Below are 25,114 nucleotides of genomic sequence, written 5' to 3'. Positions count from 1 at the left end.
ACGCCGATGGCGAGTCAAACATCAATCACGCGCCGTCTGCAAGGAGTTGCTGAAAGTTTCAGAATGTCTTGCGGATCGTGGGCGCCCTCTGGTTGATTGGGGATCAGCTCCACCGGTGACACCGCGACTTCCGCGACTTCCGTCCGAGGAGAGACCCGTGAGACCACAGACCCGGCCGCCTGTGCGACCCCGGCGGCTGACGTGAAGGCCCTGGTCCTGGCGGGGGGCACCGGCAGCAGGCTGCGGCCGTTCACCCACACAGGCGCCAAGCAGCTCCTGCCCCTCGCCAACAGACCGGTGGTGCACTACGCCCTGCAGGCGATAGCCGACGCCGGCATCGAGGAGGTGGGCATGGTGGTCGGCGCCCACGGCGACGCCATCCGGCACGCGGTGGGGGACGGGTCCGCCTTCGGGCTGCGCATCGCCTACCTCCGCCAGCCCGAGCCCCGGGGCCTCGCCCACGCGGTGCTGATCGCCCGGGACTTCCTGAAGGACGACGACTTCCTGCTGTACCTCGGGGACAACTACCTGGAGGACGGCGTGCGGGCGTTCGTCCGGCGGGCGGCCGCGGACGGGGACGCCGCCCGGCTGCTGGTCACCCCGGTGCCCGACCCCACCGCCTTCGGCGTCGCCGAGGTCGGCGGCGACGGCCTGGTGCGGCGGCTGGAGGAGAAGCCGGAGCGGCCCCGCAGCGACCTCGCCCTGGTCGGCGTGTACGCCTTCACCCCCGCGGTGCACGAGGCGGTGCGCGCCATCGGCCCCTCAGGCCGGGGCGAGCTGGAGATCACCCACGCGGTGCAGTGGATGATCGACCGGGGTCTCGCCGTGCGCGCGGAGACGACCACCCGGCCCTGGCGCGACACCGGCAGCGTCGACGACCTGCTGGAGGCGAACCGGCACGTCCTGGACCGGACGCAGGGGCAGGTCGACGGCAAGGTCGATCCGCACAGCGTCCTGGTGGGCAGGGTCCGCATCGCCGAGGGCGCCGTGGTGACGGGATCGCGCATCGTCGGGCCCGTGGTGGTCGGGGCGGGCGCGGTCATCAGCAACTCCAGCGTCGGCCCGTACACCGCCATCGCCGAGGACTGCCGGATCGAGGACAGCGCGATCGAGTTCTCGGTGCTCCTGCGCGGCGCGAGCGTGGAGGGCGCACCCCGTATCGAGCGGTCGCTGATCGGCCGCGAAGCGGTCGTGGCCGCCGCGCCCCGCCCTCCCCAGGCCCACCGTCTCGTCATCGGCGACCACAGCAAGGTGCAGCTCACCTCATGACTTCCCGCATCCTCGTCACCGGCGGAGCCGGTTTCATCGGTTCCGCGTACGTCCGCGCGCTGTTCGGTCCCTCCGGGCCGCCCGGCGTCGCGGTGACCGTGCTCGACAAGCTCACCTACGCGGGCAGCCTCACCCGCCTCGACCCGGTGCGCGACCGTCCCGGCCTGACCTTCGTGCGGGGGGACGTCTGCGACACCGCCACCGTGCGGCGGCTGGCGGCCGGCCACGACGAGATCGTCCACTTCGCGGCGGAGTCGCACGTGGACCGCTCCATCGACGACGGGTCCGCCTTCACGCTCACCAACGTGGTGGGCACCCAGACCCTGCTGGACGCGGCTCTGCGGTACGGGGTGCGCACCTTCGTGCACATCTCCACCGACGAGGTGTACGGCTCCCTCCCACTGGGCGCCGCACGGGAGGAGGACCAGCTCAGGCCCAGCTCGCCGTACGCCGCCTCGAAGGCCGCGGCCGATCTGATCGCGCTCGCCCACCACCGCACCCACGGCCTGGACGTCCGGGTGACCCGCTGCTCCAACAACTTCGGCCCCTATCAGCATCCGGAGAAGGCGATCCCGCGTTTCGTGGCCGCCCTGCTGACCGGCGGGAGCCTGCCGCTGTACGGGGACGGGCAGCAGGTCCGGGACTGGCTGCACGTCGACGACCACGTGCGGGCGGTAGAGCTGGTGCGCACCGCGGGCCGGCCGGGGGAGACGTACAACATCGGCGGCGGCACCTCGCTGACCAACCTGGACCTCGCGCACCGCCTGCTCGGCTGGTGCGACGCCGGCCCCGAGCGCATCACGCACGTCGGCGACCGCAAGGGCCACGACCGCCGCTACGCGGCGGACCACGGCAAGATCACCGCCGAGCTGGGCTACCGGCCGCGGACCGACTTCGCGTCCGCGCTGGCGGCCACCGTGGACTGGTACCGCACCCACCGGTCGTGGTGGGAGCCGTTGCTCGCCTCCCTCTGAACGACGGCGGGAGTCACGGCGGGAGCCGTGCGGACACTCCGGCTCGCGGCCGGGCGCGTTGGGGACGCAGCGGCTGCGAACCCCGCGGCCACGGGCCGGAGTTCGTAGAAGGTAACACCGCTGAAACCCTTGCGAAAGGGTTTGCGTCCACCGGGAATCAACTGTTGCTTGATGAACTGCCTTTTCTGCGTGAGGGGTTGACCAGCGGTAACCCGCGCCGTACGGTCTCGACCGCAAATTCTTGCAGCAACAACCATCGAACGGCTTCCTGGCACGGCGCGTTGTCCATCGAGGCTGTCCTCCGGTATCACCCCACTCCCGAACTGGAGACACCATGGCCAGAAAGACCGTGGCCGCTGCACTCGCCCTCGTGGCGGGAGCCGCTGTGGCCGTCACGGCACCGACGCCGGCGCAGGCGAGCGCGCCCGGCGGCAAGGACGTCACCGCGGTGATGTTCGAATGGAACTTCAAGTCCGTCGCCAAGGCGTGCACGGACGAGCTAGGCCCCGACGGATACGGCTACGTTCAGGTCTCCCCGCCGAACGAGCACATCCAGGGCAGCAGTTGGTGGACGTCCTATCAGCCGGTCGGCTACAAGATCGGCACGAAGTTCGGCAACCGGTCGGACTTCAAGAGCATGGTCGACACCTGTCACGCGGCGGGCGTCAAGGTGGTCGTCGACACCGTCATCAACCACATGGCGAACGCCTCCGGCACGGGCAGCGCCGGGTCGACCTTCAGCAAGTACGACTACCCCGGCACCTACTCGGCCGCCGACCTGGACGACTGCAAGACCAGCATCAGCAACTACGCGGACCGCTGGAACGTCCAGCACTGCGAGATGGGAGGACTGCCCGACCTCGACACCGGCGAGGAGTACGTCCGCAAGACCATCGCCGGGTACCTGAACGACCTGCTCTCCCTCGGCGCGGACGGCTTCCGCATCGACGCGGCCAAGCACATCGCCGAGGACGACCTCGCCAACATCAAGTCCCGCCTCACCAACCCGGGCGTCTACTGGAAGCAGGAGACGATCGGTGCCTCCGGCGAGGCGGTCCAGCCCCCGGAGTACTACAACACCGGAGACGTGCAGGAGTTCCACTACGCCTCCGACCTCAAGCGTGTCTTCAACAACGAGAAGCTCGCGGAGCTGAAGAACTTCGGCGAGGCGTGGGGCTACGTCTCCAGTGACAAGGCCTCCGTCTTCGTCACCAACCACGACACCGAGCGGAACGGCGGCAGCCTCACCTACAAGGACGGCGCCAACTACACGCTCGCCCACGTCTTCATGCTGGCCTGGCCCTACGGCTCGCCCGACGTGCACTCCGGCTACGAGTTCAGCGACACCAACGCCGGCGGGCCGAACAACGGTCAGGTGAACGCCTGTTACACCGAAGGCTGGAAGTGCCAGCACGCCTGGCGCGAGATCGCGAGCATGGTCAAGTTCCGCAACGCGGCCGCCGGTACAGCGGTGACCAACTGGTGGGACAACGGCGGCAACCAGATCGCCTTCGGCCGCGGTGACAAGGCGTACGTCGCCATCAACCACGAGGGGTCGTCGCTGACCCGCACCTTCCAGACCTCCCTGCCCGCCGGCGGCTACTGCGACGTGCAGAGCGGCAAGGGCGTCACGGTGAACTCCTCCGGCCAGTTCACCGCCACACTCGGCGCCAACTCGGCCCTCGCGCTGCACGTCGGCGCCAAGGACTGCACCAGCACCGACCCCGACCCCGACCCGGCGACCGGAGCGTCGTTCGGCGTCAACGCCACCACCCAGTGGGGGCAGAACATCTACGTCGTCGGCGACAACTCCGCCCTCGGCGCCTGGAACACCGCCAACGCCCTGAAGCTGGACCCGGCGAGCTACCCCGTGTGGAAGCTCGACGTGTCCCTGCCCGCGGGCACGTCCTTCCAGTACAAGTACATCCGCAAGGACGCGGCCGGCAACGTCACCTGGGAGAGCGGCTCCAACCGGACCGCCACCGTCCCGGCCGGCGGTGTCGTGACCCTGAACGACACCTGGCGCGGCTGACCGCCACCGCGGGCAGCCGACCGACGTTCCGTGGAACGGACCGCCCGGCCGTCGCCTCGCGCGCGCCGGGCGGTCCCGCGCCCTCCCCCCGGGGGGGCGATCGCCCTTGTCCGCACCGAGATCCCACAGAAAGGCGTCACGTGGTCGGCAGAAACCGCCGCAACGCACCGGCCCTGGCCACAGCCCTGCTCGTCACGGCCCTGTCACCGCTGGCGCCCCCGGCATCGGCCGCCGGGCCGGCGCCCGCGCCGCCGGACGCCCTGCTCGCGCGGGAGCCGGACCGCCCGTCCGCCAGCACGGAGCAGTTCTACTTGGCGCTGCCCGACCGGTTCGCCAACGGCTCCCCGGCGAACGACCGCGGCGGCCTGGCCGGCGACCGCACGGCCACCGGGTACGACCCCACGGACAAGGACTTCTTCCAGGGCGGCGACCTCAAGGGGATCACGGACCGCCTGGACTACATCAAGGGGCTCGGCACCACCGCCATCTGGCTCGCGCCGGTGTTCCGGAACAAACCCGTGACGGTCCGCGACGGCAGGGCGACCGCCAACTACCACGGGTACGCCGTCACCGACTTCACCAGCGTGGACCCCCACTTCGGCACGCAGGCCGAGCTGTCGGAGCTCATCGACAAGGCCCACGCCAAGGGCATGAAGGTCTTCTTCGACGTCATCACCAACCACACCGCCGACACCGTCGACTACGCCGAGAAACGCTACGGCTACCGCAGCAAGGGCGCCTACCCGTACCTGGACACCCAGGGCCGCCCCTTCGACGACAGCACCGGCATGCGGGAGACGGACGCGGCCGGGGCGCCGTACACCCCCCGGGTCTCCACCGACCCGGAGGACCGCAAGGTCCCGGACTGGCTCAACGACCCGGCCATGTACCACAACCGGGGCAACTCCACCTTCGCCGGCGAGAGCGCCCTGTACGGCGACTTCCTCGGCATGGACGACCTGTGGACCGAACGCCCCGAAGTCGTCCGGGGAATGGAGGAGATCTACCAGAAGTGGGTCGGCGACTTCGGCGTGGACGGCTTCCGGGTCGACACCGCCAAGAACGTCGACATGGCCTTCTGGACCCAGTGGGCCACCGCCCTGGACCGGTACGCCGCACGCCACGGCCGCGAGGACTTCTTCCTGTTCGCCGAGGCGTTCTCCGCGGACGCGTCCATCACGGCTCCGTACGTCACCCAGGGCCGGCTCGACTCGACGCTGGACTTCCCCCTCCAGGCCGCCGTCCGCAACTTCGCCTCGCGCGGCGGTCCCGCCGGCGACCTCGCCCACGTCTTCGCACAGGACTACCGCTACAGCACGGACCGGACGAACGCCTACAGCCAGGTCACCTTCCTCGGCAGCCACGACATGGGCCGCATCGGCGCCTTCGTCGCCCAGGACCACCCCGGCGCGGACGACGCCGAACTGCTGCGGCGCGACCGACTGGCCCACGAGCTGATGTTCCTCTCCCGGGGCAACCCCGTGATCTACTCCGGCGACGAGCAGGGCTTCACCGGTGCCGGCGGGGACGTCGACGCCCGCCAGACGATGTTCGCCTCCAAGGTCCCCGACTACCTGGACGACGACGAGATCGGCACCACCCGCACGGCGGCCTCCGACGCCTACGACACGGACCACCCCCTGTACCGGGCCATCGCCGGCCTCTCGCGGCTCACCCGGCAGAACCCGGCGCTGCGCGACGGCGTCCAGACCGAACGCCTCTCCCAGGACTCCGTGTACGCCTTCTCCCGCACCGACGTCCACCAGGGGCGCGACTACCTGGTGGCGTTCAACAACGCGGCCGGGGACCGGACCGTCACCCTGCCCGCCGGGCAGACCCGGACGCCCTACCAGGCGCTGTACGGCACCAAGGGCACGGTGCACAGCGACGCCGAGGGCGACGTCACCCTGACCGTCCCGGGCCTGTCGGCGGTCGTGTACCGGGCGGACCGCCCGCTCGGCACACCGGCGGACACCCCCTCGCTGAGCCTGCACGCCCCGGCGGCGGGCGCCACCGGAACCGTGGAGATCTCCGCCGACGTCAGCGGCGGCGCCTACGACCGGGTCGTCTTCGCCGCACAGACCGGCGACGGCGCCTGGCAGACCCTCGGCACCGCGGACCACGCCCCCTACCGGATCACCCAGAACATCGCCGCGGACGTCCCGGCCGGCACGCCCCTGAGGTACAAGGCGGTCGTCGTCGACAGCGCCGGCCGGACCGCGAGCGACCTCGCCGCCACCACGGCGGGCCGGGCACCGGTGGCCACGAAACCGACGGCGGCGCGCCACTGGGCCGTCGTGCACTACCGGCGGGCCGACGGCGACTACACCGGTCTGCGGCTGCGGACGGCCGACGGCCGGACCGCCGCCTTCGACGGCCGGGACGCCTACGGAGCCTTCGCCTGGTTCGCCCCGTCGGGGGGCGCCGCCGAGATCCCGTTCACCGTGGAGAAGGACGGCGCCGCCGACGGCCCCGAACGCACCCTGGACTTCGCCGCCGCGCCGGAGGTGTGGACCGCACAGGGCGGCACCACCGTGACGGCGACCCGGCCCGCGGACGCCTACCCGGCGCCGGATCCGGCGAAGGCGGTCATCCACTACCACCGCCCCGACGGCGACTACGACGGCTGGGGCCTGCACGCCTGGACCGGAGCGGCCCACCCGCCGGAGTGGAACGACCCCATCCGCCCGGTACGCCGGGACTCCTTCGGCCTGGTCTTCGAGGTTGCGCTGTCCGACCACGCGGACTCGCTCAGCTACATCCTGCACAAGAAGGAGGAGAAGGACGTCCCCGTGGACGAGGCCCTGGACTTCTCCCTCTACGGCCACGAGGTGTGGCGCGTGGCCGGCGACCCCGCCTACCTCACCCCGTCCCTCGGCGGCGCGTTCGGCCTCGACCTCACCACCTCGGCCGCGACCTGGCTGGACGACACCACCGTGGTGTGGCGGGGGACCGGCGCCGGAGTCGCCAGCCAGCAGCTCGTCTACGCCCCGGACGGCGGCATCACCCTGCGCGACGGGTCCCTGTCGGACGAGGGCCGCTGGCTGCGCCTGAACCCCGCGCGGCTGACGGACGCCCAGCGGGCCGCCCACCCGGAGCTCGCGGACCACCAGGCCTTCACCGTCGACCCGCGCGACCGCGGCCGGATCGCCGAGGCCAGGGCGAGCCGCCAGGTGATCGCCACCCAGCGCGGGCAGGACGGGGCCCTGCTCGGCGCGACCACCGTCGACCTGCCCGCGCACTGACCCCGAGTGCCCTGCCGGAAGGGCCACTTCCGGCAGGGCGCCGAGAGCGAGAGGAAAGAGCCGCACCGTGACCCCATCACCCACCGCCGGCGGCAACCCGGCCGCACCACCCGCCGGCCGCCGTCACCGCGGCGGCCAGGGCACCCTGACCCGTGCCGCCACCGCGGCGGCCGCCACCGCACTCCTGGCCACCGCGCTGAGCGCCGCCCCGCCCGCGAGCGCGGCGGCGCGGGTGCCCGCGCCGCCGTCGGACGCCCGGCTGGCCGCGGTGGCCTCCCGGCACGACCTGACCCGTGAGCAGTTCTACTTCCTGCTGCCCGACCGGTTCGCCGACGGCTCCGCCGCCAACGACCGGGGCGGACTGTCCGGCGACCGCACGGCCACCGGGTACGACCCCACGGACAAGGGCTTCTACCAGGGCGGTGACCTCAAGGGCCTGATCAGCAAGCTGGACTACATCAAGGGCCTCGGCACCACCGGGATCTGGCTCGCCCCGATATTCATGAACAAGCCGGTGCAGGGCAACGGCGAGAGCGCCGGCTACCACGGCTACTGGATCACCGACTTCACCCGGGTCGACCCGCACTTCGGCACCAACGCCGACCTCGCGGAACTCATCCGCAAGGCACACGCCAAGCACATGAAGGTCTTCTTCGACGTCATCACCAACCACACGGCCGACACGGTCACCTACGCCGAGAACACCTTCGGCTACCGCGGCAAGGGCGCCTACCCCTACCTGGACACCGAGGGCCGCCCCTTCGACGACGCCAAGGGCATGCACAAGGTCGACGAACGCGGCTTCCCCTACACGCCGAAGGTCGGGCCGGCCGAACGGGACGCCAAGGTCCCGGCATGGCTGAACGACCCGACCGTGTACCACAACCGCGGTGACTCCACCTTCGTCGGCGAGAGCACGCTCTACGGCGACCACACCGGCCTCGACGACCTGTGGACCGAGCGCCCCGAGGTCGTGCACGGCATGGAGCGGATCTACGAGAAGTGGGTCGAGGACTTCCGTGTCGACGGCTTCCGCGTCGACACCGTCCGCAACGTCGACATGCCCTTCTGGACCCAGTGGGCGACGGCGCTCGACGCGTACGCCGCGAAGAAGGGCCGGAAGGACTTCTTCATCTTCGGCGAGACGCTGTCCTCCGACGCGTCCGTCACCTCGCCGTACGTGCGGCAGGGCCGCCTCGACGCCACGCTCGACTTCCCGCTGCAGGACGCGATCCGCCAGTACGCCTCCCAGGGCAGGGACGCCGGCCGGCTCGCCGGCGTCTTCGCGCAGGACTACCGCTACACCACCGGCAAGGCGAACGCCTACGAGCAGGTGACCTTCCTCGGCAACCACGACATGGGCCGCATAGGCGGCTTCCTGCTCAAGGACAACCCGAAGGCCGACGACGCCGGACTCCTGCGGCGGGACCGCTTCGCCCACGAACTGATGTTCCTGTCGCGCGGCAACCCCGTGATCTACTCCGGCGACGAACAGGGCTTCACCGGAGCCGGCGGCGACAAGGACGCCCGCCAGACGATGTTCGCCTCCAAGGTCCCCGACTACCTGGACGACGACGAGATCGGCACCGGCCGCACGGCCGCCTCCGACGCCTACGATCCCACCCACCCCCTGTACCGGGCCGTCGCCGGCCTGTCACGGCTCACCCGGGAGAACCCGGCGCTGCGCGACGGCGTGCAGACCGAGCGGTACGCCAAGGACTCCGTCTACGCGTTCTCGCGCACGGACGCCCGCCGGGGCGACGACTACCTGGTGGCCTTCAACAACGCCTCCGCGCCGCGGACCGTGCGCATCCCCACGGGGTCGGCGCACGCCGCCTACCGGGGCCTGTACGGCAGCGGTGCCACGGTGTCCAGCGGCGCCGGCGCCGAGGTGACCGTCACCGTGCCGGCGCTGTCGGCCGTGGTCTGGAAGGCGGCGAAGCGGCTCGGCACCCCGGCGACCCGGCCCTCGGTCACACTCACGGCACCGGCCCCGGGCGCGACCGGCGACGTCGAGGTCTCCGCGGACGTCAGCGGCGGCGGCCTGAACCGCGTCGTGTTCGCCGCCCAGACCGGAGACGGCCCCTGGCGGACCCTCGGCACCGCCGACCACGCCCCCTACAAGGTCGTCCAGCACCTGCCCGGCACGCTGAAGCAGGGCACCCCGGTGCGCTACAAGGCCGTCGCGGTCGACCGGGCCGGCCGCACCGCGAGCGCCCTCGCCGCGACGTCCACGGGCCGGCCACCGGTGGAACAGCCGCCGAGCGCCGTGCACCGCGACTACGCCGTCGTGCACTACCTGCGCGCGGACGGCGACTACACCGGCTGGCGCCTCGAATCCTCCGGCCGGACGGCCGAGTTCACCGGACGCGACGCCTACGGCGCCTTCGCCTGGGTCAAGCCGGAGGACGGCGCGCGGAGCGTGACCTACAAGGTCGCCCGCGACGGCGCGGCGGACGGCCCGGAACGCACCGTAGAGCTGGCCAGGACGGGGGAGGTCTGGATCCGGCAGGGCGACGACGGCCAATCGGACACGGCACCGCAGGGCGCGTACCCGGCACCCGACGCCACCAAGGCCGTGATCCACTACCACCGGGCCGACGGCGACTACGACGGCTGGGGCCTGCACACCTGGACCGGCGCGAAGAACCCCACCGAGTGGTCGGCTCCCCTGACCCCGGTGCGGCGGGACGCCTTCGGAGTCACCTTCGAGGTGCCGCTCGCCGACGGCGCGACCTCGCTCAGCTACATCATCCACAAGGGTGACGAGAAGGACATCGCCGCCGACCGTTCCCTGGACTTCGGCACCTACGGCAAGGAGGCGTGGCTGATCGGCGGCGACACCGGGTACCTCCTGCCCACCATGTCCGGCGCGCCCGACCTGGACCTCGGCACGGCCAAGGCACGCTGGATCGACGCGGACACGGTCGTGTGGAACGTGAAGGCCACCGACTCCACCAGCCAGCAGCTCGTGTACGCCCCTGAGGGCGGTATCACCATCGAGGACGGCGCGCTGTCCGACGAGGGGTACTGGCTGCGGCTGATCCCGGCGCAGCTGACGGACGCCCAGGAGGCGGCGCACCCCGAGCTGGCGGGCCGGCCCGCGTTCACGGTCGACCCCCGCGACCGCGACCGGATCCCGGCCGCCCAGCGGGGCCAGCTCCTCGCCACCCAACGGGCCGCGAACGGCGCGCTGCTCGCCGCCACCGCCGTCCGCACCTCCTGACCGCCACCGTGCGGGCGCGCCCGCTCCGCCCCGCGGACACCGCCGGGGCGGAGCGGGCGCTTCCCGGTCGGTCCTGATTACGTCGAGGCCCGCCGCGCTGCGCCAGTGAGCCGAGGTGGTCGTCGCCACCCCCGGACGCCTGCACGACCTTATCGAGCCGGGGCCGGCATCGAGCCGACCGTCACCAAGGTGCGCTCGGGCGAGGCGGAGCTGAGCCGGATCACCGGCGCCAAGACTCCCTCCGGGATCCCGCTCGACGGCGGGCCCGCCGTCGCCCGACCCAAGAACACCAATGCTCCCTTCCGCGGCCTCGGCACCAGCAAGGGCACCTCCCGCGGCGCCGGCGGCAAGCCCCGAAAGCCTGAGAGCCGTTGCCCCGGCGGCGAATCTCCTGGCCACGGGATCGGCGACCCTCGGCCCGGGCCAAAGCTGTCATGTGCGCCTCACCTGCGAAGTCAACGCCTCTGGCCGCGAGGGGGATACCCGCCGAAACGGAGCAGGATGATGTCGCCGACGCCTCGCACTGCGCCCAGCATGACAAGCTGTGCTTGCCCACCCCCCCCCGAACCCAGGAGATCACCGTGACCGCAGAGCCCGTATCTACGGAAGGTTCGGAGACGGCTGCCCCGGAGACGTCCCCTCTGGAGCCGGACAGCGACGGCAACTACGACCTCAAGCGCAAGTTCCGCGAAGCCCTGGCGCGCAAGCGCGGTGCGGAGGCGGACGCCGCTGATGTTGCCGCCAACTCCGATGCGTCGAAGGCGCGTTCGGCGCATGGCCCGGCTGCGAGCCAGCGGTCGTTCAGGCGCAAGAGCGGCGGCTGAGTCGATGAGTCCCGCGATCTGACCGCTTCCCCGGCACTCGCGCTATCCACTCGGGCGTCCCGTGCGGTGGCCCGCGACGCGCGCATGTCCGTGCGCGCGTTGCGGGCGGGGTGTAGCCGGGGGACTCGGGTGGGGGAATGGCCCAGATGCGGTTGGCTCGGTTCGGTGGCGCCGCCGAACCGGCGTTCCGGGATGAGGGCACTGCCTTGTCCGAGGTACGCGGCGGGTGCGCGCCTTGCGTGCCCCTGTACCGCTGTGAAAAACGACTGCGGCTGTCGTCAGTTCCTCGCCGTCCGGGCCCGTTCCCGCTGGTGAAGGTCGTCGAGGGTCAGGTGCTGATCCGTCAGCCGCCGTTTCCTCGTGCTCACGGCGTTGCCGCCTCAGGATGCTGCTGTTTCCACCGAGCTGATCGACGGTCTGGTCCTTGATGGTCTTCGATATGGCCACTGCCATGCGTGCGCCGGAGACGGGCCGTGACCCTTGCCGGAGCCACCCTGATCTCCACGCCCGCCCGCACCATCCTTTTGAGGGCGTAGCCCCTACGCCGGGCGCGCCCGCAAAGCTTCCCGAAACGTTGCGCTCCGGCTGGGTCAAAATCTGTGCCCGCGAGCTGAGGTTTCAGCGGGACAGGCAGACAGATTCTCTACCGCCTTAAGGGGGGTGGGATTCTTCGCCGTACACAGGCCGCTTCGGCGTGCTACTGTCGATCTCAGTTGCAGTTGTGGTTCCCAAAACTTCACGTGCCCTCCGGCCGGCGCCTGTGCCACTGGACGCACTTTTGTTATCCGGTTCTTTTTCCGGGCGGGGTGATCATCGCAGCGACACAGGGTCCGCGCAGTGCGGATCCCGATGCACTGCCCCAAAGGAGAAATGGCATGGCTGCTGGTACCGTGAAGTGGTTCAACGCGGAAAAGGGCTTCGGCTTCATCGAGCAGGACGGTGGCGGCGCTGATGTGTTCGCCCACTACTCGAACATTGCCGCCCAGGGCTTCCGTGAGCTGCTGGAGGGCCAGAAGGTGACCTTCGACATCGCGCAGGGCCAGAAGGGCCCGACGGCCGAGAACATCGTTCTCGCCTGAGGCTGACTGTCGCGTAGTTGTAGCTGGGGCCCGCGTCCTTCGGGGTGCGGGCCCCAGCTACTCGCATTTTCCGCAGTGGTTTCGCCTGTGGACGACAACCAGGAAACCCGTAGGCTCACGGCATACGGGGCACCCTCCAGGGGTGCACGCATACCTTCATAGCTTCATCGCGGCGGACGCCCGAACATTGCGTCCGCTTCGCGCCACTCATTCAAGCTCCTGTGCCGCACGGATTTTTCGTCGGGCAGATTCGCTTTCGCATTCCACCGGTCCATTCTTGCAATTCTCTGTGCTGCTGATCGCTGCGGGAATTCCTTGATATGTGCCGTATCGAGGAAGGTTCCGCATGAACCGCACACGCACGAACGACCGCTTCACCCGCACCCGTAACGGCAGTGCCGAATCCGGAAGGGGCGGCAGCCGATTCGGTTCGTCGGCGAGGAGCCGCTCCGGCGGGCCGGGCCGTTCGGGTGGTTACGGCCGCCGGCCCGCCGGGGTTCAGGGGGAGTTCGCGCTGCCCAGGACGATCACTCCCGCACTCCCCGCCGTGGAGGGCTTCGCCGATCTCGACATGCCCGGGGCGCTGCTGGGCGCGCTCAGCTCGCAAGGCGTGACCGTACCCTTCCCGATCCAGGCCGCGACCCTGCCGAATTCCCTCGCCGGCCGGGACGTACTGGGCCGTGGCCGCACCGGCTCCGGCAAGACCCTCGCCTTCGGGCTGGCGCTGCTGGCCCGTACGGCCGGTCAGCGCGCCGAGGCGAGGCAGCCGCTGGGGCTGATCCTCGTACCCACGCGTGAGCTGGCGCAGCAGGTCACCGACGCGCTCGCCCCGTACGCCCGCTCCGTGAGGCTGCGGCTGGCCACGGTGGTGGGCGGAATGCCGATCGGCCGGCAGGCGAGCGCGCTGCGCGCCGGCGCCGAGGTCGTCGTCGCCACGCCGGGACGCCTCAAAGACCTCATCGACCGTGGCGACTGCCGACTGAACCAGATCTCAATCACCGTCCTAGACGAGGCCGACCAGATGGCCGACATGGGCTTCATGCCGCAGGTCACCGCCCTCCTCGACCAGGTCCGCCCCGAAGGCCAGCGCATGCTGTTCTCCGCCACTCTCGACCGCAACGTCGACCTGCTCGTGCGCCGCTACCTCAGCGACCCCGTCGTGCACTCCGTCGACCCCTCGGCCGGCGCGGTCACGACGATGGAGCACCACGTGCTCCATGTTCACGGCGCCGACAAGCACACGGCAACCACCCAGATCGCCGCACGCGACGGCCGCGTGATCATGTTCCTCGACACCAAGCACGCCGTCGACGGCCTCACCGAACACCTCCTGAACAGCGGGGTCCGGGCCGCCGCCCTGCACGGCGGGAAGTCACAGCCACAGCGCACCCGCACGCTGGCACAGTTCAAGACCGGACACGTCAACGTGCTGGTAGCGACCAACGTCGCGGCGCGCGGCATCCACGTCGACAACCTCGACCTCGTCGTCAACGTCGACCCGCCGACCGACCACAAGGACTACCTCCACCGCGGCGGCCGCACCGCCCGCGCAGGAGAGTCCGGCAGCGTCGTCACCCTGGTCACCCCCAACCAGCGCCGCGGCATGACCCGCCTCATGGCAGCGGCCGGCATCGTCCCGCAGACCACCCAGGTCCGCGTCGGCGAAGAGGCCCTGCACCGCATCACCGGCGCCCAGGCCCCCTCCGGCATCCCGGTCGTCATCACCGCACCGGTGGTCGAACGCCCCAAGAAGCGCGGCGCCACCTCACGCGGTCGGCGCCGCCCCGTCTCGGCGGCCCGCCGCGCGCCCGTACGGCAGTCCACCGCCAGTGCGGCGACATAGAACCTTGGTGTCAGGAAGCCCGCCCAACTTCGCAGGAGGCACCCTTTGACGCTGGACCAGACGCAGTTCCGCTCGACACGTACCAACGCGGTGCAGACGGCGGCCGATCCCGCGGACGCGGCCGGACCGCAGGTCTGGGAGGACATGACCGTGGAGGTGGCACTGTCCGTGATGGTCGCCGCCCGTACAGGTCAGCTGGCCGTCTGCGACGAGGACGGTATGTGCACCGGCCTGGTCACCCGGGACCGGCTCACGGCCGTTCGTGACGGCTCCGGATACACGGACCGGATCCGCCTGCGTGACATCGCCGACGTCATCGGGCCCTTCGCCCCGCCGCCGGCCACGAGGGCCGAAGCCGAGCGTGCGATGCGCTGCCCCCGGCCCGGGGCCCCGCCCGTGGTCGACGGACACGGCAACGCTCTGGGCGTCCTCGCCCTCTCTCGCTGAACCGCCGTCACCCTACCCGGCCCCGTCTTCCCTTCTCCCTGGAGGCATCATGCGCTGTGTCATCGCCCGCTTCCCGTTCGACCTGACCAAGAGCGGCGTGGTGGAATCGATGAAGGGCGTCACACCTGAGCTGGTCAGCGGTGAGTTCGTCATCATCGGACGACGCCACTACCCCGCCAAGCAGGTCGGCCAGGTCGTCACCCGCCAGGACCGGCGTGATTTCAGCACCGGCGAAGTCCTCAGGGCCATGACCCAACTCGGCTTCACCTGCCGCACCCGCCCTACCGCCGCATCTGCGCTCGTGGCCGACCCGTACGGGCCCCGAACAGAGCAGTGAGGCCCCACCGGCGTGGGCGAATTCCGGGGGCGTAGCAACACTGCGGTGAGTTGATCAAGCGGCGAGCAGTTTAGACAGACGCTCGGCTGGGGTCTCCCAGTCGAGCGTTTTGCGTGGGCGGCTGTTGGGTTCGGTGGCGGCGGCGTCCAGGTCCTCGCGGGATGGCGGGACAAGTCGGTGCCCTTGGGGAAGTACTGCCGCAGCAGGCCGTGGGGGTTCTCGGTAGAGCCGCGCTGCCAGGGGCTGGCCGGGGCGCAGAAGTGGACCGGGATGTCCGTGGTGATGGTGAAGGCGCGGTGGGAGGCCATCTCGATGCCCTGATCCCAGGTCAGGGGCCGCATCAGGTGAGGCGGCAGGTCTGGGCGGTCTCGGTGAGCGCGTTGCGGACAGCGGCGGCGCCGTGCTGCTGCAGCGAGCCTTCCGTCGTCGTTCATGGAAGCGGGCCAGCCGGCCTCCGCGCACACCGGCTGCGAATCACTCACGGGACAAGATCACCCCATGGCCCGTTTGACGCGCCTACCTCGGCGGCCCAGGGGCGGCGGCAGCCCTCAACTCAGGGCCATGATCAGTCTCAGCGCCAACGGCAGTACCGATGTGAAGGCCGGTCTCCATGGCGGTCATGCGCTGTCACCCCACCTGGATCGGTTTTGTGCCTCAAGGCTCAGCATGTGGTCGCCGAGCCGGCAAGCAACCCGGGACAGCACTCTTCCGAGTGTCTTTGCGGAAGAACTCCAGACACTAACCATGGAGAAAACCTGTCGTGACGACAGTAGACATTGGCCCGTCGCAGGGTTACTGTCTTTGTCGTACCCAGGAAGTCGAAGTGGGCGCGGCAGACATGAACTGCCATGCCGGCAGGTCAAGCAGGACACGGCCCAGGAGGGTCGTGAGCAGTACCCGCGATATCCAGCAGTACCACCGAGTAACCGAAGGTAAGGAGCGAGACGCCATCAGGATCGCCCGGGCGAGGAAGCAGTCCGCCCGGGTACCGCAGGCCCCGGATTGGAAGGTGGTCCCCGGTCACGCATCCGCGATCCCCGCAGTCCCGCCCTCCCAGGCGGATCCTGCGGACATACAGGGCCGGCGCAGTTCGCCGGTAGATGGTGTTGAAAGCTCGGGGTCCGGGTGCCAGTACGGCGCCCGGGCCCCCCGACGCGTCCCCCGGAAGAAGAGGTCTATGCCCCCTGGCAGTTCCCGCGCCGTCACCCCTCTCGATGACGACGACTACCCCGCCTACACCATGGGCCGGGCCGCCGACATGCTCGGCACCACCCCCGCCTTCCTGCGCGCCCTCGGCGAACACCGCCTGATCACACCTTTGCGCTCCGAAGGCGGCCACCGCCGCTACTCCCGCTACCAGCTGCGCATCGCTGCCCGTGCCCGCGAACTCGTCGACCAGGGCACCCCCATCGAAGCTGCCTGCCGCATCATCGTCCTCGAAGACCAACTCGAAGAAGCGCAGCGCATCAACGAGCAAACGCGCACACAAGGCCCAGAGCCGCAGCAGAAGACCTCGGCCTGACCGGACGCCGGCACGAAGACACGGACGACGCTCACGGCCCGCCACCGCCTGGACCCCCCCTCGGTCCCTGAAACGAGCGCCCCCGACTGCCACGGGGGCAAGGACCCCGGCAATCACCACGCCGGGGTCCTTCTCTGTCCGAAACGGTTCCGCCAGTCCCGGCCGGAGTTCTGCCGGCGCGCCGGTTGCCCATCGGTGGCCTGCCAGGCCCAGTGAGGCACACGCCTGCCGTGTCGACGTCCGTGCCGTCCCGCGCGCCTGGCACGACGCCTCTCATGCAGCCGCTGCCGGCTCCCTACCCCGCCGACCTCATTCCCGACGCGACGGGGCATGCCGGCCTCGGCAGAAACCTGGCGCCGCTCGCCTGCGCGATGCCTACCGCATCCTGACCAGCCGCCTTCAGGAATCCAAGATCCTCTCGTGGCGGCTTTCGAGCGCACCCTGGCTGGACCCCGCCTTGACCCCTCCCTGTCCGGCCGCCGGCGTCATCGGATCGTCCCCGGACATCCGTTGTGGTGCCCCGACCCTGTCGGGAGGAGGTAATGGATCACCGTTGCCAGTCTCCGGGTACCGTCAGGGTATGAGTCATCCGCACCCCGAACTGAAAGCCGCCCCGCCCCTTCCCGAAGGAGGGCTGCGGGTCATCGCCCTGGGGGGCCTGGGTGAGATCGGCCGCAACATGACCGTCTTCGAGCACGCGGGCAAGCTGCTCGTCGTCGACTGCGGCGTGCTGTTCCCCGAGGAGACCCAGCCCGGCGTGGACGTGATCCTGCCGGACTTCACCTCGATCCGGGACCGGCTGGACGACATCGTGGCCGTGGTCCTCACCCACGGCCACGAGGACCACATCGGCGGCGTGCCGTACCTGCTGCGCGAGCGGTCCGACATTCCCCTCGTCGGCTCCAAGCTGACGCTGGCGTTCCTGGAGGCCAAGCTCAAGGAACACGGGATCCGGCCGCGCACGGTGCGGGTGCGGGAGGGCGACCGGCGTGCCTTCGGGCCCTTCGACTGCGAGTTCGTGGCGGTCAACCACTCCATCCCCGACAGCCTCGCGGTCGCGATCCGCACCCGGGCCGGGATGGTGCTGCACACCGGTGACTTCAAGATGGACCAGTTCCCTCTCGACGACCGCATCACCGATCTGCGCGCCTTCGCCCGCCTCGGCGAGGAGGGCGTGGACCTGTTCCTCACCGACTCCACCAACGCCGAGGTACCCGGCTTCACCACGTCCGAGCGCGAGCTGAATCCGGCGATCGAGCAGGTGATGCGCACCGCGCCGCGCCGGGTCATCGTCTCCAGCTTCGCCAGCCACGTGCACCGCATCCAGCAGGTCCTGGACGCCGCACACCAGCACGGCCGCAAGGTCGCCTTCGTCGGCCGGTCGATGGTCCGCAACATGGGCATCGCCCGTGACCTGGGCTATCTGAAGGTCCCCTCCGGTCTGGTCGTGAGCACGAAGGAGCTGGAGAAGCTCCCGGACCACAAGATCACGCTGGTGTGCACCGGCTCCCAGGGCGAACCGATGGCCGCGCTGTCACGGATGGCCAACCGCGACCACCTGATCCGCATCGGCAAGGGCGACACCGTCCTGCTCGCCAGCTCCCTCATCCCCGGCAACGAGAACGCCATCTACCGGGTGATCAACGGACTCACCCGGTGGGGCGCCCACGTGGTCCACAAGGGCAACGCCAAGGTGCACGTCTCCGGGCATGCCAGCGCGGGCGAGCTCGTCTACTGCTACAACATCGTCAAACCCCGCAACGTCATGCCCGTGCACGGCGAATGGCGCCACCTGCGGGCCAACGCCGACCTCGCCATCCGTACCGGTGTCGACCCCGACCGGGTCGTCATCGCGGAGGACGGCGTCGTCGTCGACCTCGTCGACGGGCGCGCGTCCATCACCGGCAAGGTCCCCGCCGGCAACGTCTACGTGGACGGCATGGAGGTCGGCGGCGCCACCGAGGCGTCCCTCAAGGACCGCCTCACCCTCGCCGCCGAAGGCGTGGTCACCGTGGTGGCGATCGTCGACGCGGACACCGGCGCCCTCGCCGAGGCCCCCGACTTCCTGGCCCGCGGTTTCGTGCACGACGACGCCACCTTCGAGCCGGTCGTCCCCGTCATCGAGAAGACCCTGGCCGCCGCGGCCGAGGAAGGCGTCGGGGACGCGCGCCAACTCGAACAGCTCATCGCCCGCGCCGTGGCGAACTGGGCGTTCCGCACCTACCGCCGCAAGCCCCTCATCATCCCCGTCATCATCGACGCCTGAGCCACACCCGGGCAGGCGTCCGGGGGCGGACGCCGATGTGCACGAGGTGTGACCCGGCGACGAGTCGGTCCTGATGTCCAGCCTCATCACCGGCCCACCGGGTCGCCCCGGGCGGCCCGGTGGCGAGCGCTGCGCCGGGCATCCCGCAGCACCCCCGGCAGCTGACCTGCCGCCCGAGCAGCAACATGACGGCCATGGGCATCAGAAACGCGGACAGCCCGGTGCAAAAGTGCGTCAGACATGACGCTCATGTGACGCTGCGGCCGCCTCACCGCCCGCGCCCAAGGCGGGAAAACCCCATGCGACCTGCGCAGATTCTCCTCCCGTCCACACACCTTGTGACGTGTTTCCGATGACGCATCACGTGAGGTGCGTGGAGATTCTGGAGCCTGCGGACAAGGGCGCCTGACATCGGGTTCGTGAGCCAGGCGCTTGTAACAGTCAGGCGGCGACGAGCTCCCGCTCACGGTCCGGCGTCTTGACCTCGGGCTTCTTGTTCGGCAGCGAGAGCCGGAAGACCTTGCGCCACGCGGAGAACACCTGTTTGGGCAGCGGGCCGGTGACGTACTCCAGCTCGTACTTCTCGAACAGCGCGCGCACCTTCACCGCGACCTCGGCGTACCGGTTGCTCGGCAGGTCCGGGAACAGGTGGTGCTCGATCTGGTGCGACAGGTTGCCGGTCATGAAGTGCATGGCCCTGCTGCCGCTGATGTTCGCCGAGCCCATCATCTGACGCAGGTACCACTGGCCGCGCGTCTCGCCCTCGATCGACCGGCGCTCGAAGACCTGTACGCCCTCGGGGAAGTGCCCGCACATGATCACCGAGTGGGACCAGAGGTTGCGGACCAGGTTCGCGGTGAACGTGGCGGCGAGCGTGGTGAGGAACGACGGGCCCGATAGCAGCGGGTGGATCACGTAGTCCTTGAGCACCTGCTTGCGGATCTTGCGGCCCACGGCCTTGGCCCGCGCGCGGAACTCCGGGTTCTTGCGGCGGCGTCTGTGCAGGTTCTCGCCGAGCTCCAGGTCGTACGCTGCGATGCCGTACTCGAAGAAGCAGGCGTTGATGAAGTTCCACAGCGGCTGGCCGAGGTGGAACGGGTGCCACTCCTGGTCCTCGTCGACGCGCATGATGCCGTAGCCGAGGTCGTTGTCCTTGCCGATCACGTTGGTGTACGTGTGGTGCAGCTCGTTGTGCGAGTGCTTCCACTGGTCGGCCGGCGAGACGTGATCCCACTCCCAGGTGGTGGAGTGGATCTTCGGGTCCCGCATCCAGTCCCACTGGCCGTGCAGGACGTTGTGGCCGATCTCCATGTTGTCCATGATCTTCGCCACGGACAGACCGGCGGTGCCGAGCAGCCACGCGGGCGGGAAGACCGAGAACAGCAGCACGCCCCTGCTCACCAGCTCGAGCTTGCGCTGCGCCGAGATGACCCTACGGATGTAGGCGGCGTCCTTCTCGCCGCGTCCGGCGATCACCTCGTCGCGGATCGCGTCCAGCTCGTGGCCGAGCTCCTCGATCTGCTCCGCCGTCAGGTGGGCGGTGGGGTCGATGGCGGTCAAAGGGCTCCTACCGTTCGATGTCGCAAGGGCCCGCCGCGGCGGACACACAGGTCTGGATGAGGACGCCCGGCTCGGCCTCGGTGATCTCGCCGGTGCGCAGGTCGCGGACGGCGCCCGCCTTGAGCGGCGTGACGCAGCCGAAGCAGATGCCCATGCGGCACCCGGACGGCATGAGCACGCCGGCCTCCTCGCCGACGTCCAGCAACGGCGTGGCGCCGTCCGCGGCGACGGTCTTGCCGGTGGCGCGGAACGTGACCTCGCCGCCGCCGCATCCGTCGGCGGCGACGACGATGCCGGGGCGGAAGCGTTCGGTGTGCAGGCGCTCTTGGACGCCGTGCTCGCTCCAGTGCTCTTCGGCGGCGTCGAGCAGGCCCGCGGGCCCGCAAGCCCAGGTCTCGCGCTCGGCCCAGTCGGGCACGAGTTCGTCGAGACGGGCGATGTCGAGCATGCCGTCTGTGTCGGTGTGCACCTCGACGAGCCGCATCTTCTTGTCCGCGACCAGATCGTGCAGTTCGTCGCGGAAGATCACGTCCTGCGGCCGCGGCGCGCAGTGGACCATGACGACGTCGTCGAACTCGATGTCGCGCAGCATGCCCATCACGGGCGTGATGCCGCTGCCGGCCGTCAGGTAGAGCACCTTGGCGGGCTTGGCCTGCGGCAGCACGAAGTCACCGGTCGCCTGGTCGAGCTGGATCAACGTGCCCGGTCTCGCCCTGCGGACCAGGTGGTTGCTGACCTTGCCGTCCGGGATCGCCTTCACGGTGATCGTGACGCGGCCGTCCTGGCGGTGCGTCGGCGAGGTGATGGAGTAGGCACGCCACAGGCGCACCCCGTCGACGTCGACCCCGATCCGCACGTACTGACCGGCTGTGTGGCCTCGCCAGCCCCGCCCCGGCCTGATCACGACAGTCGCGGCGTCATCCGTCTCGGGGTGCACGGCCTCGATGCGCCCACGCAGGTCAGCGCCCGCACGCAGTGGGCTGACCAGGTCGAGGTAGTCCGACGGCAGCAGCGGCGTCGTGACCATCTCCAGCACTTTCCACGCCCGGCTGCGGAGGGCTGCACTTGTCATGCCTCCAGCTTGCTGCGTCTCAGGGCGTAAAGTCCTGACCGTAGGACGTGAATCTGGTGGGTGGAATTGTTCGCAGGGAATAAAAACGTGAGTCGTGTAACCCAGAGGGCCAGCGAACTGGCCCTGGATGAGACGACGGTCACCGCACTTCGGGCCGCGCTGAAGACCACCGCCGACGAGGTCGTCCAGGCGATCATCGACGAGGTCCCTCCCTACGCCAACGCCCTTTCGGGCAGCATGGGCGGCACCATCCGCCGAGCCGTTCGCACCGCCCTGGGGCACTACCTGGACCTCGCGAGCGGGAACGCCACGGGTGGCGGCGGCGGTGACGCGGCCTACGAGCTGGGCCGCGGCGAGGTGCGCGACGGCCGTTCGATGGACGCCCTGCTCAGCGCCTACCGCGTCGGCGCCCGCGTGGCCTGGCGATGCCTGGCAGCGGGCGCCGTGTCCGCAGGTCTGCCCGCCGCCGAGGTCGCCAAGTTCGCCGAACTGACCTTCGCCTACATCGACGAGCTCTCAGCCGCGAGCGCCGCGGGCCACGCCGACGAACTGGCCGCCCGGGGCAGGGCCCATGAGCGCCACCTGGAACACCTGGCCCGCGACCTCCTCGCCGGCGCGAGCCCGGACGTGCTGCTGGCCTCTGCTCAACGGGCCGGATGGCAGCCTCCGGTTACGCTGACGGCGGTCCTGCTGCCCGCCGCCCAGGCCCGGCCTGCCTACCGCGCGCTCGACCCGAGCACCCTCGTCCTCGACGATCTGCCGGATGCCACCGGTGTGCTGCTCGTCCCCGATTCCGACCGATCACATCTCTTGCGGCAGCTGACCGACCGCACCGCCGTGGCCGGCCCGGCCCGGCCATGGACTCGTGCGTCCGCCTCGTACGCACGAGCCGTACGCGCGCGCTCCCTCTCCTCTGATATCCGCGACACCGAGGACCACCTGCCCGAGCTGGTGCTGAGCGCCGACGCGGACGCGTTCGCAGACCTGCGTGTCCGAGCCCTCGCACCGTTGCGCACCTTGCCTGTTGCGACCGCACGGCGGCTGGAGGAGACGTTGCGGGCGTGGCTGCTGCACCAGGGCCGGCGGGACGAGGTGGCGGCGGCGTTGTTCGTCCATCCCCAGACAGTCCGGTACCGGATGTCGCAGCTGCGGGAGCTGTTTCCGGATCTCGCATCGCCACACCGGGTCCTTGAACTGACGCTGGCGGTCGGTCTTCGGGCCAGTTGACGCGTACTTCGACCGTCCACGAACTCCCGGCGGATCCCGGCATCGTGCTCGGTGTCCACCAGGACGTCCTTGCAGCCGGGACGGTTCGGGTGAGCGACGCGATCGAGCTGACGTGGCTGCAAGCGGGACAGACGGAGAACGGTAGGTGGGTGCTGTCCTGCGGCGGGGTCTGACTCCTGAGATGCCTGACCGGAGTGTCCTGCTCACACTGTGTCGACCAGCGGCCGGGGGCGGTGCGTCGCTGGTCTCGGGCCGACTGGGCGTGTCTCGATAGGGGCCTGCCGGAAAGGCGTCATCACGACTACCTGCTGGCCCAGGGCGTGGCCGTTACCGATGTGAACCGGTTCGACCGGGCCGACCGCCGTCGTCGCGGCAAGTCGGAACCTCTCAAGCGCTACGCGGCCCGGGAGGTCTTCCACCTGGTCAGACCTGTGCAGCCGCAACCCACGTCGTAGGGGCAGTCGTGAGACGTGAGAGGGTCTGGGGCGTGAGTGAGACACCACCGAACACCCTGCAATACCGCTTTGACGGGCCAGAAGACGCCCCGGTCCTGATCCTGGGTCCCTCACTGGGTACCACATGGCACAGGTTGTAGAGACCGTCTAGGGGCGTCTACGCCAGTCCAGTGCGGGCATGAATATGCAGGTCAGGGCCTCCTGGTCCGGTAGGGGCCGCCCAGTCGGGGATGGCCGTGTGATACACGGGTGATACGGCGAGGCCCCACCGAGGTCCGTCCCTGGCGGGAGCGCTGCGTCCGTGAGACGGCGAACGCCGCACCGTTGAGGAACGCGTCAACCACCGCAACGGCTACCGCCCACGCGAGTGGGACACGAGGGCCGGCACCGTCGAACTCGCCGTCCCCAAGCTGAGGCAGGGCAGCTACTTCCCGCACTGGCTGCTGGAGTGACGCCGGCGGGCCGAGCAGGCCCTCATCTCGGTGGTCGCCACCGCCTACCTGCTCGGCGTCTCCACCCGCAGAGTCGAGAAGCTCGCCGAGTCCCTCGGCGTGACCCAACTGTCGAAGTCCCAGGTCAGCGCGATGGCCAAGCACCTAGCCGAGCAGGTCACCGCGTTCCGCAACCGGCCCCTCGACACCGGCCCGTATGCGTTTGTCTGGGTGGATGCGCTGACCCAGAAGGTCCGCGAGGGCGGCCGCATCATCAACGTCCACGCGCTGATCGCGGTCGGCGTCAACGCCGACGGGCACCGCGAGATCCTCGGCATCGACGTCGCCACCGCCGAGGACGGCGCCGGCTGGCTCGCCTTCCTGCGCTCCCTGACCGCCCGCGGCCTGTCCGGCGTCCAGCTGGTCATCTCCGACGCCCACACCGGCCTGGTGAACGCGATCGGCGCGGTCCTGCCCGGCGCTTCCTAGCAGCGATGCCGCACGCATTACGCCCGGAATTTGCTGAGTCAGGTGCCGAAGTCTGCCCAGCCGTGGGTGGCCACGCTGCTGCGGACGGTCTTCAACAGCCCGATGCCGACGCCGTCCAGGCCCAGATGCGACATGTGCTGGACGCGCTGGATGCCAAATTCCCCAAAGAAGCAGCTTACTTGGACGCCGCCCAGCACGACCTGCTGGCTTTCACCACGTTCCCGCGCGAGATCTGGCGGCAGATCTGGTCGAACAACCAGCAGGAGCGGCTGAACAAGGCCGCCGCCGCACGGACGTGGTCGGGATCTTCCCCGACCGCACCGCCCTCATCCGGCTCGTCGGCGCGGTGCTGGCCGAACAGAACGACGAGTGGACCGAGGGCCGCCGCTACATGGGACTCGACCTACTCGCCAAGGCCCGACTCCACCCGATCGAGTCAGAAACCGACGACACCGTCCTCCCGACCGAACCAAAGAGATCACCGCGTGGCCGTCAATACACCACTCCAGCGGACGTGACCCGAAGGTGACCGACGATGCCACAGCCTTCCCTAAAGAGCACGGAACTCTCGGTTGAGCCGCGAAGAATACATACGCACAAGCTGTGCTTCTGGAGCGCCACCGCTGCATGATGATCGATCAATGAAGTCACAGTACCTTGCGTTTGCTGTCATGAAGCAGGGATTCCGGCCTCCTCTGGTGACATTTGATCGCCTTCGACTGCTGTCTAGAGGACGGAGGCTCGCCGTTCGGCTGGCCTAGGGGTCAAATGAGTTGCTGACCTGGGAAGACCATGCTTCAGTCACCCTCTGATTTC

General features: G+C 69.9%; 13 protein-coding genes and 5 pseudogenes. 15 read left to right on the top strand and 3 right to left on the bottom strand.

The annotated features are described in order from the left end of the window. Nucleotides 1–201: 201 nt before the first annotated feature. The 11 genes and pseudogenes from IE177_RS22295 to IE177_RS22250 all read left to right on the top strand — a co-directional run bounded on the left by IE177_RS22295 (nucleotide 202) and on the right by IE177_RS22250 (nucleotide 15,276). Nucleotides 202–1,269 (top strand): glucose-1-phosphate thymidylyltransferase, encoded by a 1,068-nt coding sequence (locus tag IE177_RS22295; RefSeq protein ID WP_190017148.1) that lies wholly within the window; start codon nucleotides 202–204, stop codon nucleotides 1,267–1,269. Beyond that, complete coding sequence (rfbB, locus tag IE177_RS22290; RefSeq protein ID WP_190017147.1) at nucleotides 1,266–2,243, top strand: dTDP-glucose 4,6-dehydratase; 978 nt, start codon at nucleotides 1,266–1,268, stop codon at nucleotides 2,241–2,243. The genes IE177_RS22295 and rfbB overlap by 4 nt, the downstream gene beginning before the upstream one ends. A 334-nt stretch (nucleotides 2,244–2,577) precedes the next feature. Continuing rightward, the gene (locus tag IE177_RS22285; protein WP_190017146.1) at nucleotides 2,578–4,275 is read left to right on the top strand and encodes a carbohydrate-binding module family 20 domain-containing protein; all 1,698 of its coding nucleotides are present in this window, start codon (nucleotides 2,578–2,580) and stop codon (nucleotides 4,273–4,275) included. A gap of 140 nt (nucleotides 4,276–4,415) precedes the next feature. Further along, nucleotides 4,416–7,502 (top strand): annotated as a pseudogene (locus IE177_RS22280) (alpha-amylase family glycosyl hydrolase); the annotation flags it as partial. A gap of 163 nt (nucleotides 7,503–7,665) precedes the next feature. Continuing rightward, nucleotides 7,666–10,743 (top strand): annotated as a pseudogene (locus tag IE177_RS22275) (alpha-amylase family glycosyl hydrolase); the annotation flags it as partial. A 159-nt stretch (nucleotides 10,744–10,902) separates the two neighbouring features. After that, a pseudogene (locus tag IE177_RS35900) lies at nucleotides 10,903–11,331 on the top strand (hypothetical protein); the annotation flags it as partial. After that, on the top strand, nucleotides 11,328–11,570 hold the full coding sequence (locus IE177_RS22270; RefSeq protein ID WP_190017144.1) for a DUF5302 domain-containing protein: 243 nt from the start codon (nucleotides 11,328–11,330) through the stop codon (nucleotides 11,568–11,570). The pseudogene IE177_RS35900 and the gene IE177_RS22270, both read left to right, overlap by 4 nt. 875 nt (nucleotides 11,571–12,445) lie before the next feature. Continuing rightward, the gene (locus IE177_RS22265) at nucleotides 12,446–12,649 is read left to right on the top strand and encodes a cold-shock protein (RefSeq protein ID WP_014145516.1); all 204 of its coding nucleotides are present in this window, start codon (nucleotides 12,446–12,448) and stop codon (nucleotides 12,647–12,649) included. Between the two features lie 346 nt (nucleotides 12,650–12,995). After that, the gene (locus tag IE177_RS22260) at nucleotides 12,996–14,492 is read left to right on the top strand and encodes a DEAD/DEAH box helicase (RefSeq protein WP_190017143.1); all 1,497 of its coding nucleotides are present in this window, start codon (nucleotides 12,996–12,998) and stop codon (nucleotides 14,490–14,492) included. 45 nt (nucleotides 14,493–14,537) lie between these two features. Then, nucleotides 14,538–14,939, top strand: a complete 402-nt coding sequence (locus IE177_RS22255) for a CBS domain-containing protein (RefSeq protein ID WP_190017142.1) — start codon at nucleotides 14,538–14,540, stop codon at nucleotides 14,937–14,939. Nucleotides 14,940–14,988: 49 nt separating this feature from the next. Then, nucleotides 14,989–15,276: an SCO5918 family protein gene (locus IE177_RS22250; protein ID WP_190017141.1), complete on the top strand. Its 288-nt coding sequence runs from the start codon at nucleotides 14,989–14,991 to the stop codon at nucleotides 15,274–15,276. A 54-nt stretch (nucleotides 15,277–15,330) separates the two neighbouring features. Here the strand turns inward: IE177_RS22250 and IE177_RS22245 are convergent. After that, nucleotides 15,331–15,632, bottom strand: a pseudogene (locus tag IE177_RS22245) (IS30 family transposase); the annotation flags it as partial. Nucleotides 15,633–16,453: 821 nt separating this feature from the next. On the opposite strand from IE177_RS22245, the gene IE177_RS22240 reads away from it, so the two are divergent. Further along, the gene (locus tag IE177_RS22240; RefSeq protein WP_190017140.1) at nucleotides 16,454–16,798 is read left to right on the top strand and encodes a helix-turn-helix domain-containing protein; all 345 of its coding nucleotides are present in this window, start codon (nucleotides 16,454–16,456) and stop codon (nucleotides 16,796–16,798) included. A 580-nt stretch (nucleotides 16,799–17,378) separates the two neighbouring features. Then, on the top strand, nucleotides 17,379–19,064 hold the full coding sequence (locus tag IE177_RS22235) for a ribonuclease J (protein WP_190017139.1): 1,686 nt from the start codon (nucleotides 17,379–17,381) through the stop codon (nucleotides 19,062–19,064). Between the two features lie 441 nt (nucleotides 19,065–19,505). Here IE177_RS22235 and IE177_RS22230 read toward each other — a convergent pair whose 3' ends face one another. Both IE177_RS22230 and IE177_RS22225 read right to left on the bottom strand, forming a co-directional pair. Then, nucleotides 19,506–20,624, bottom strand: a complete 1,119-nt coding sequence (locus IE177_RS22230) for a fatty acid desaturase family protein (RefSeq protein WP_190017138.1) — start codon at nucleotides 20,622–20,624, stop codon at nucleotides 19,506–19,508. Nucleotides 20,625–20,631: 7 nt separating this feature from the next. Beyond that, nucleotides 20,632–21,696, bottom strand: a complete 1,065-nt coding sequence (locus IE177_RS22225; protein ID WP_190017137.1) for a ferredoxin reductase — start codon at nucleotides 21,694–21,696, stop codon at nucleotides 20,632–20,634. A gap of 87 nt (nucleotides 21,697–21,783) precedes the next feature. Between IE177_RS22225 and IE177_RS22220 the strand changes: the two genes are divergently transcribed. Both IE177_RS22220 and IE177_RS35490 read left to right on the top strand, forming a co-directional pair. Beyond that, nucleotides 21,784–22,923 carry a PucR family transcriptional regulator gene (locus tag IE177_RS22220; protein ID WP_190017136.1) on the top strand — a complete coding sequence of 380 codons (1,140 nt, stop codon included), beginning with the start codon at nucleotides 21,784–21,786 and terminating at the stop codon, nucleotides 22,921–22,923. Between the two features lie 784 nt (nucleotides 22,924–23,707). Then, nucleotides 23,708–24,827, top strand: a pseudogene (locus IE177_RS35490) (IS256 family transposase); the annotation flags it as partial. Between the last annotated feature and the right edge of the window lie 287 nt (nucleotides 24,828–25,114).

Origin of the sequence: Streptomyces lucensis JCM 4490, assembly GCF_014650035.1 — a bacterium.
GTDB lineage: Bacteria > Actinomycetota > Actinomycetes > Streptomycetales > Streptomycetaceae > Streptomyces > Streptomyces lucensis.
The sequence above is the reverse complement of the archived record's forward strand: the minus strand, read 5'-3'. Positions and strand labels throughout refer to the sequence as shown.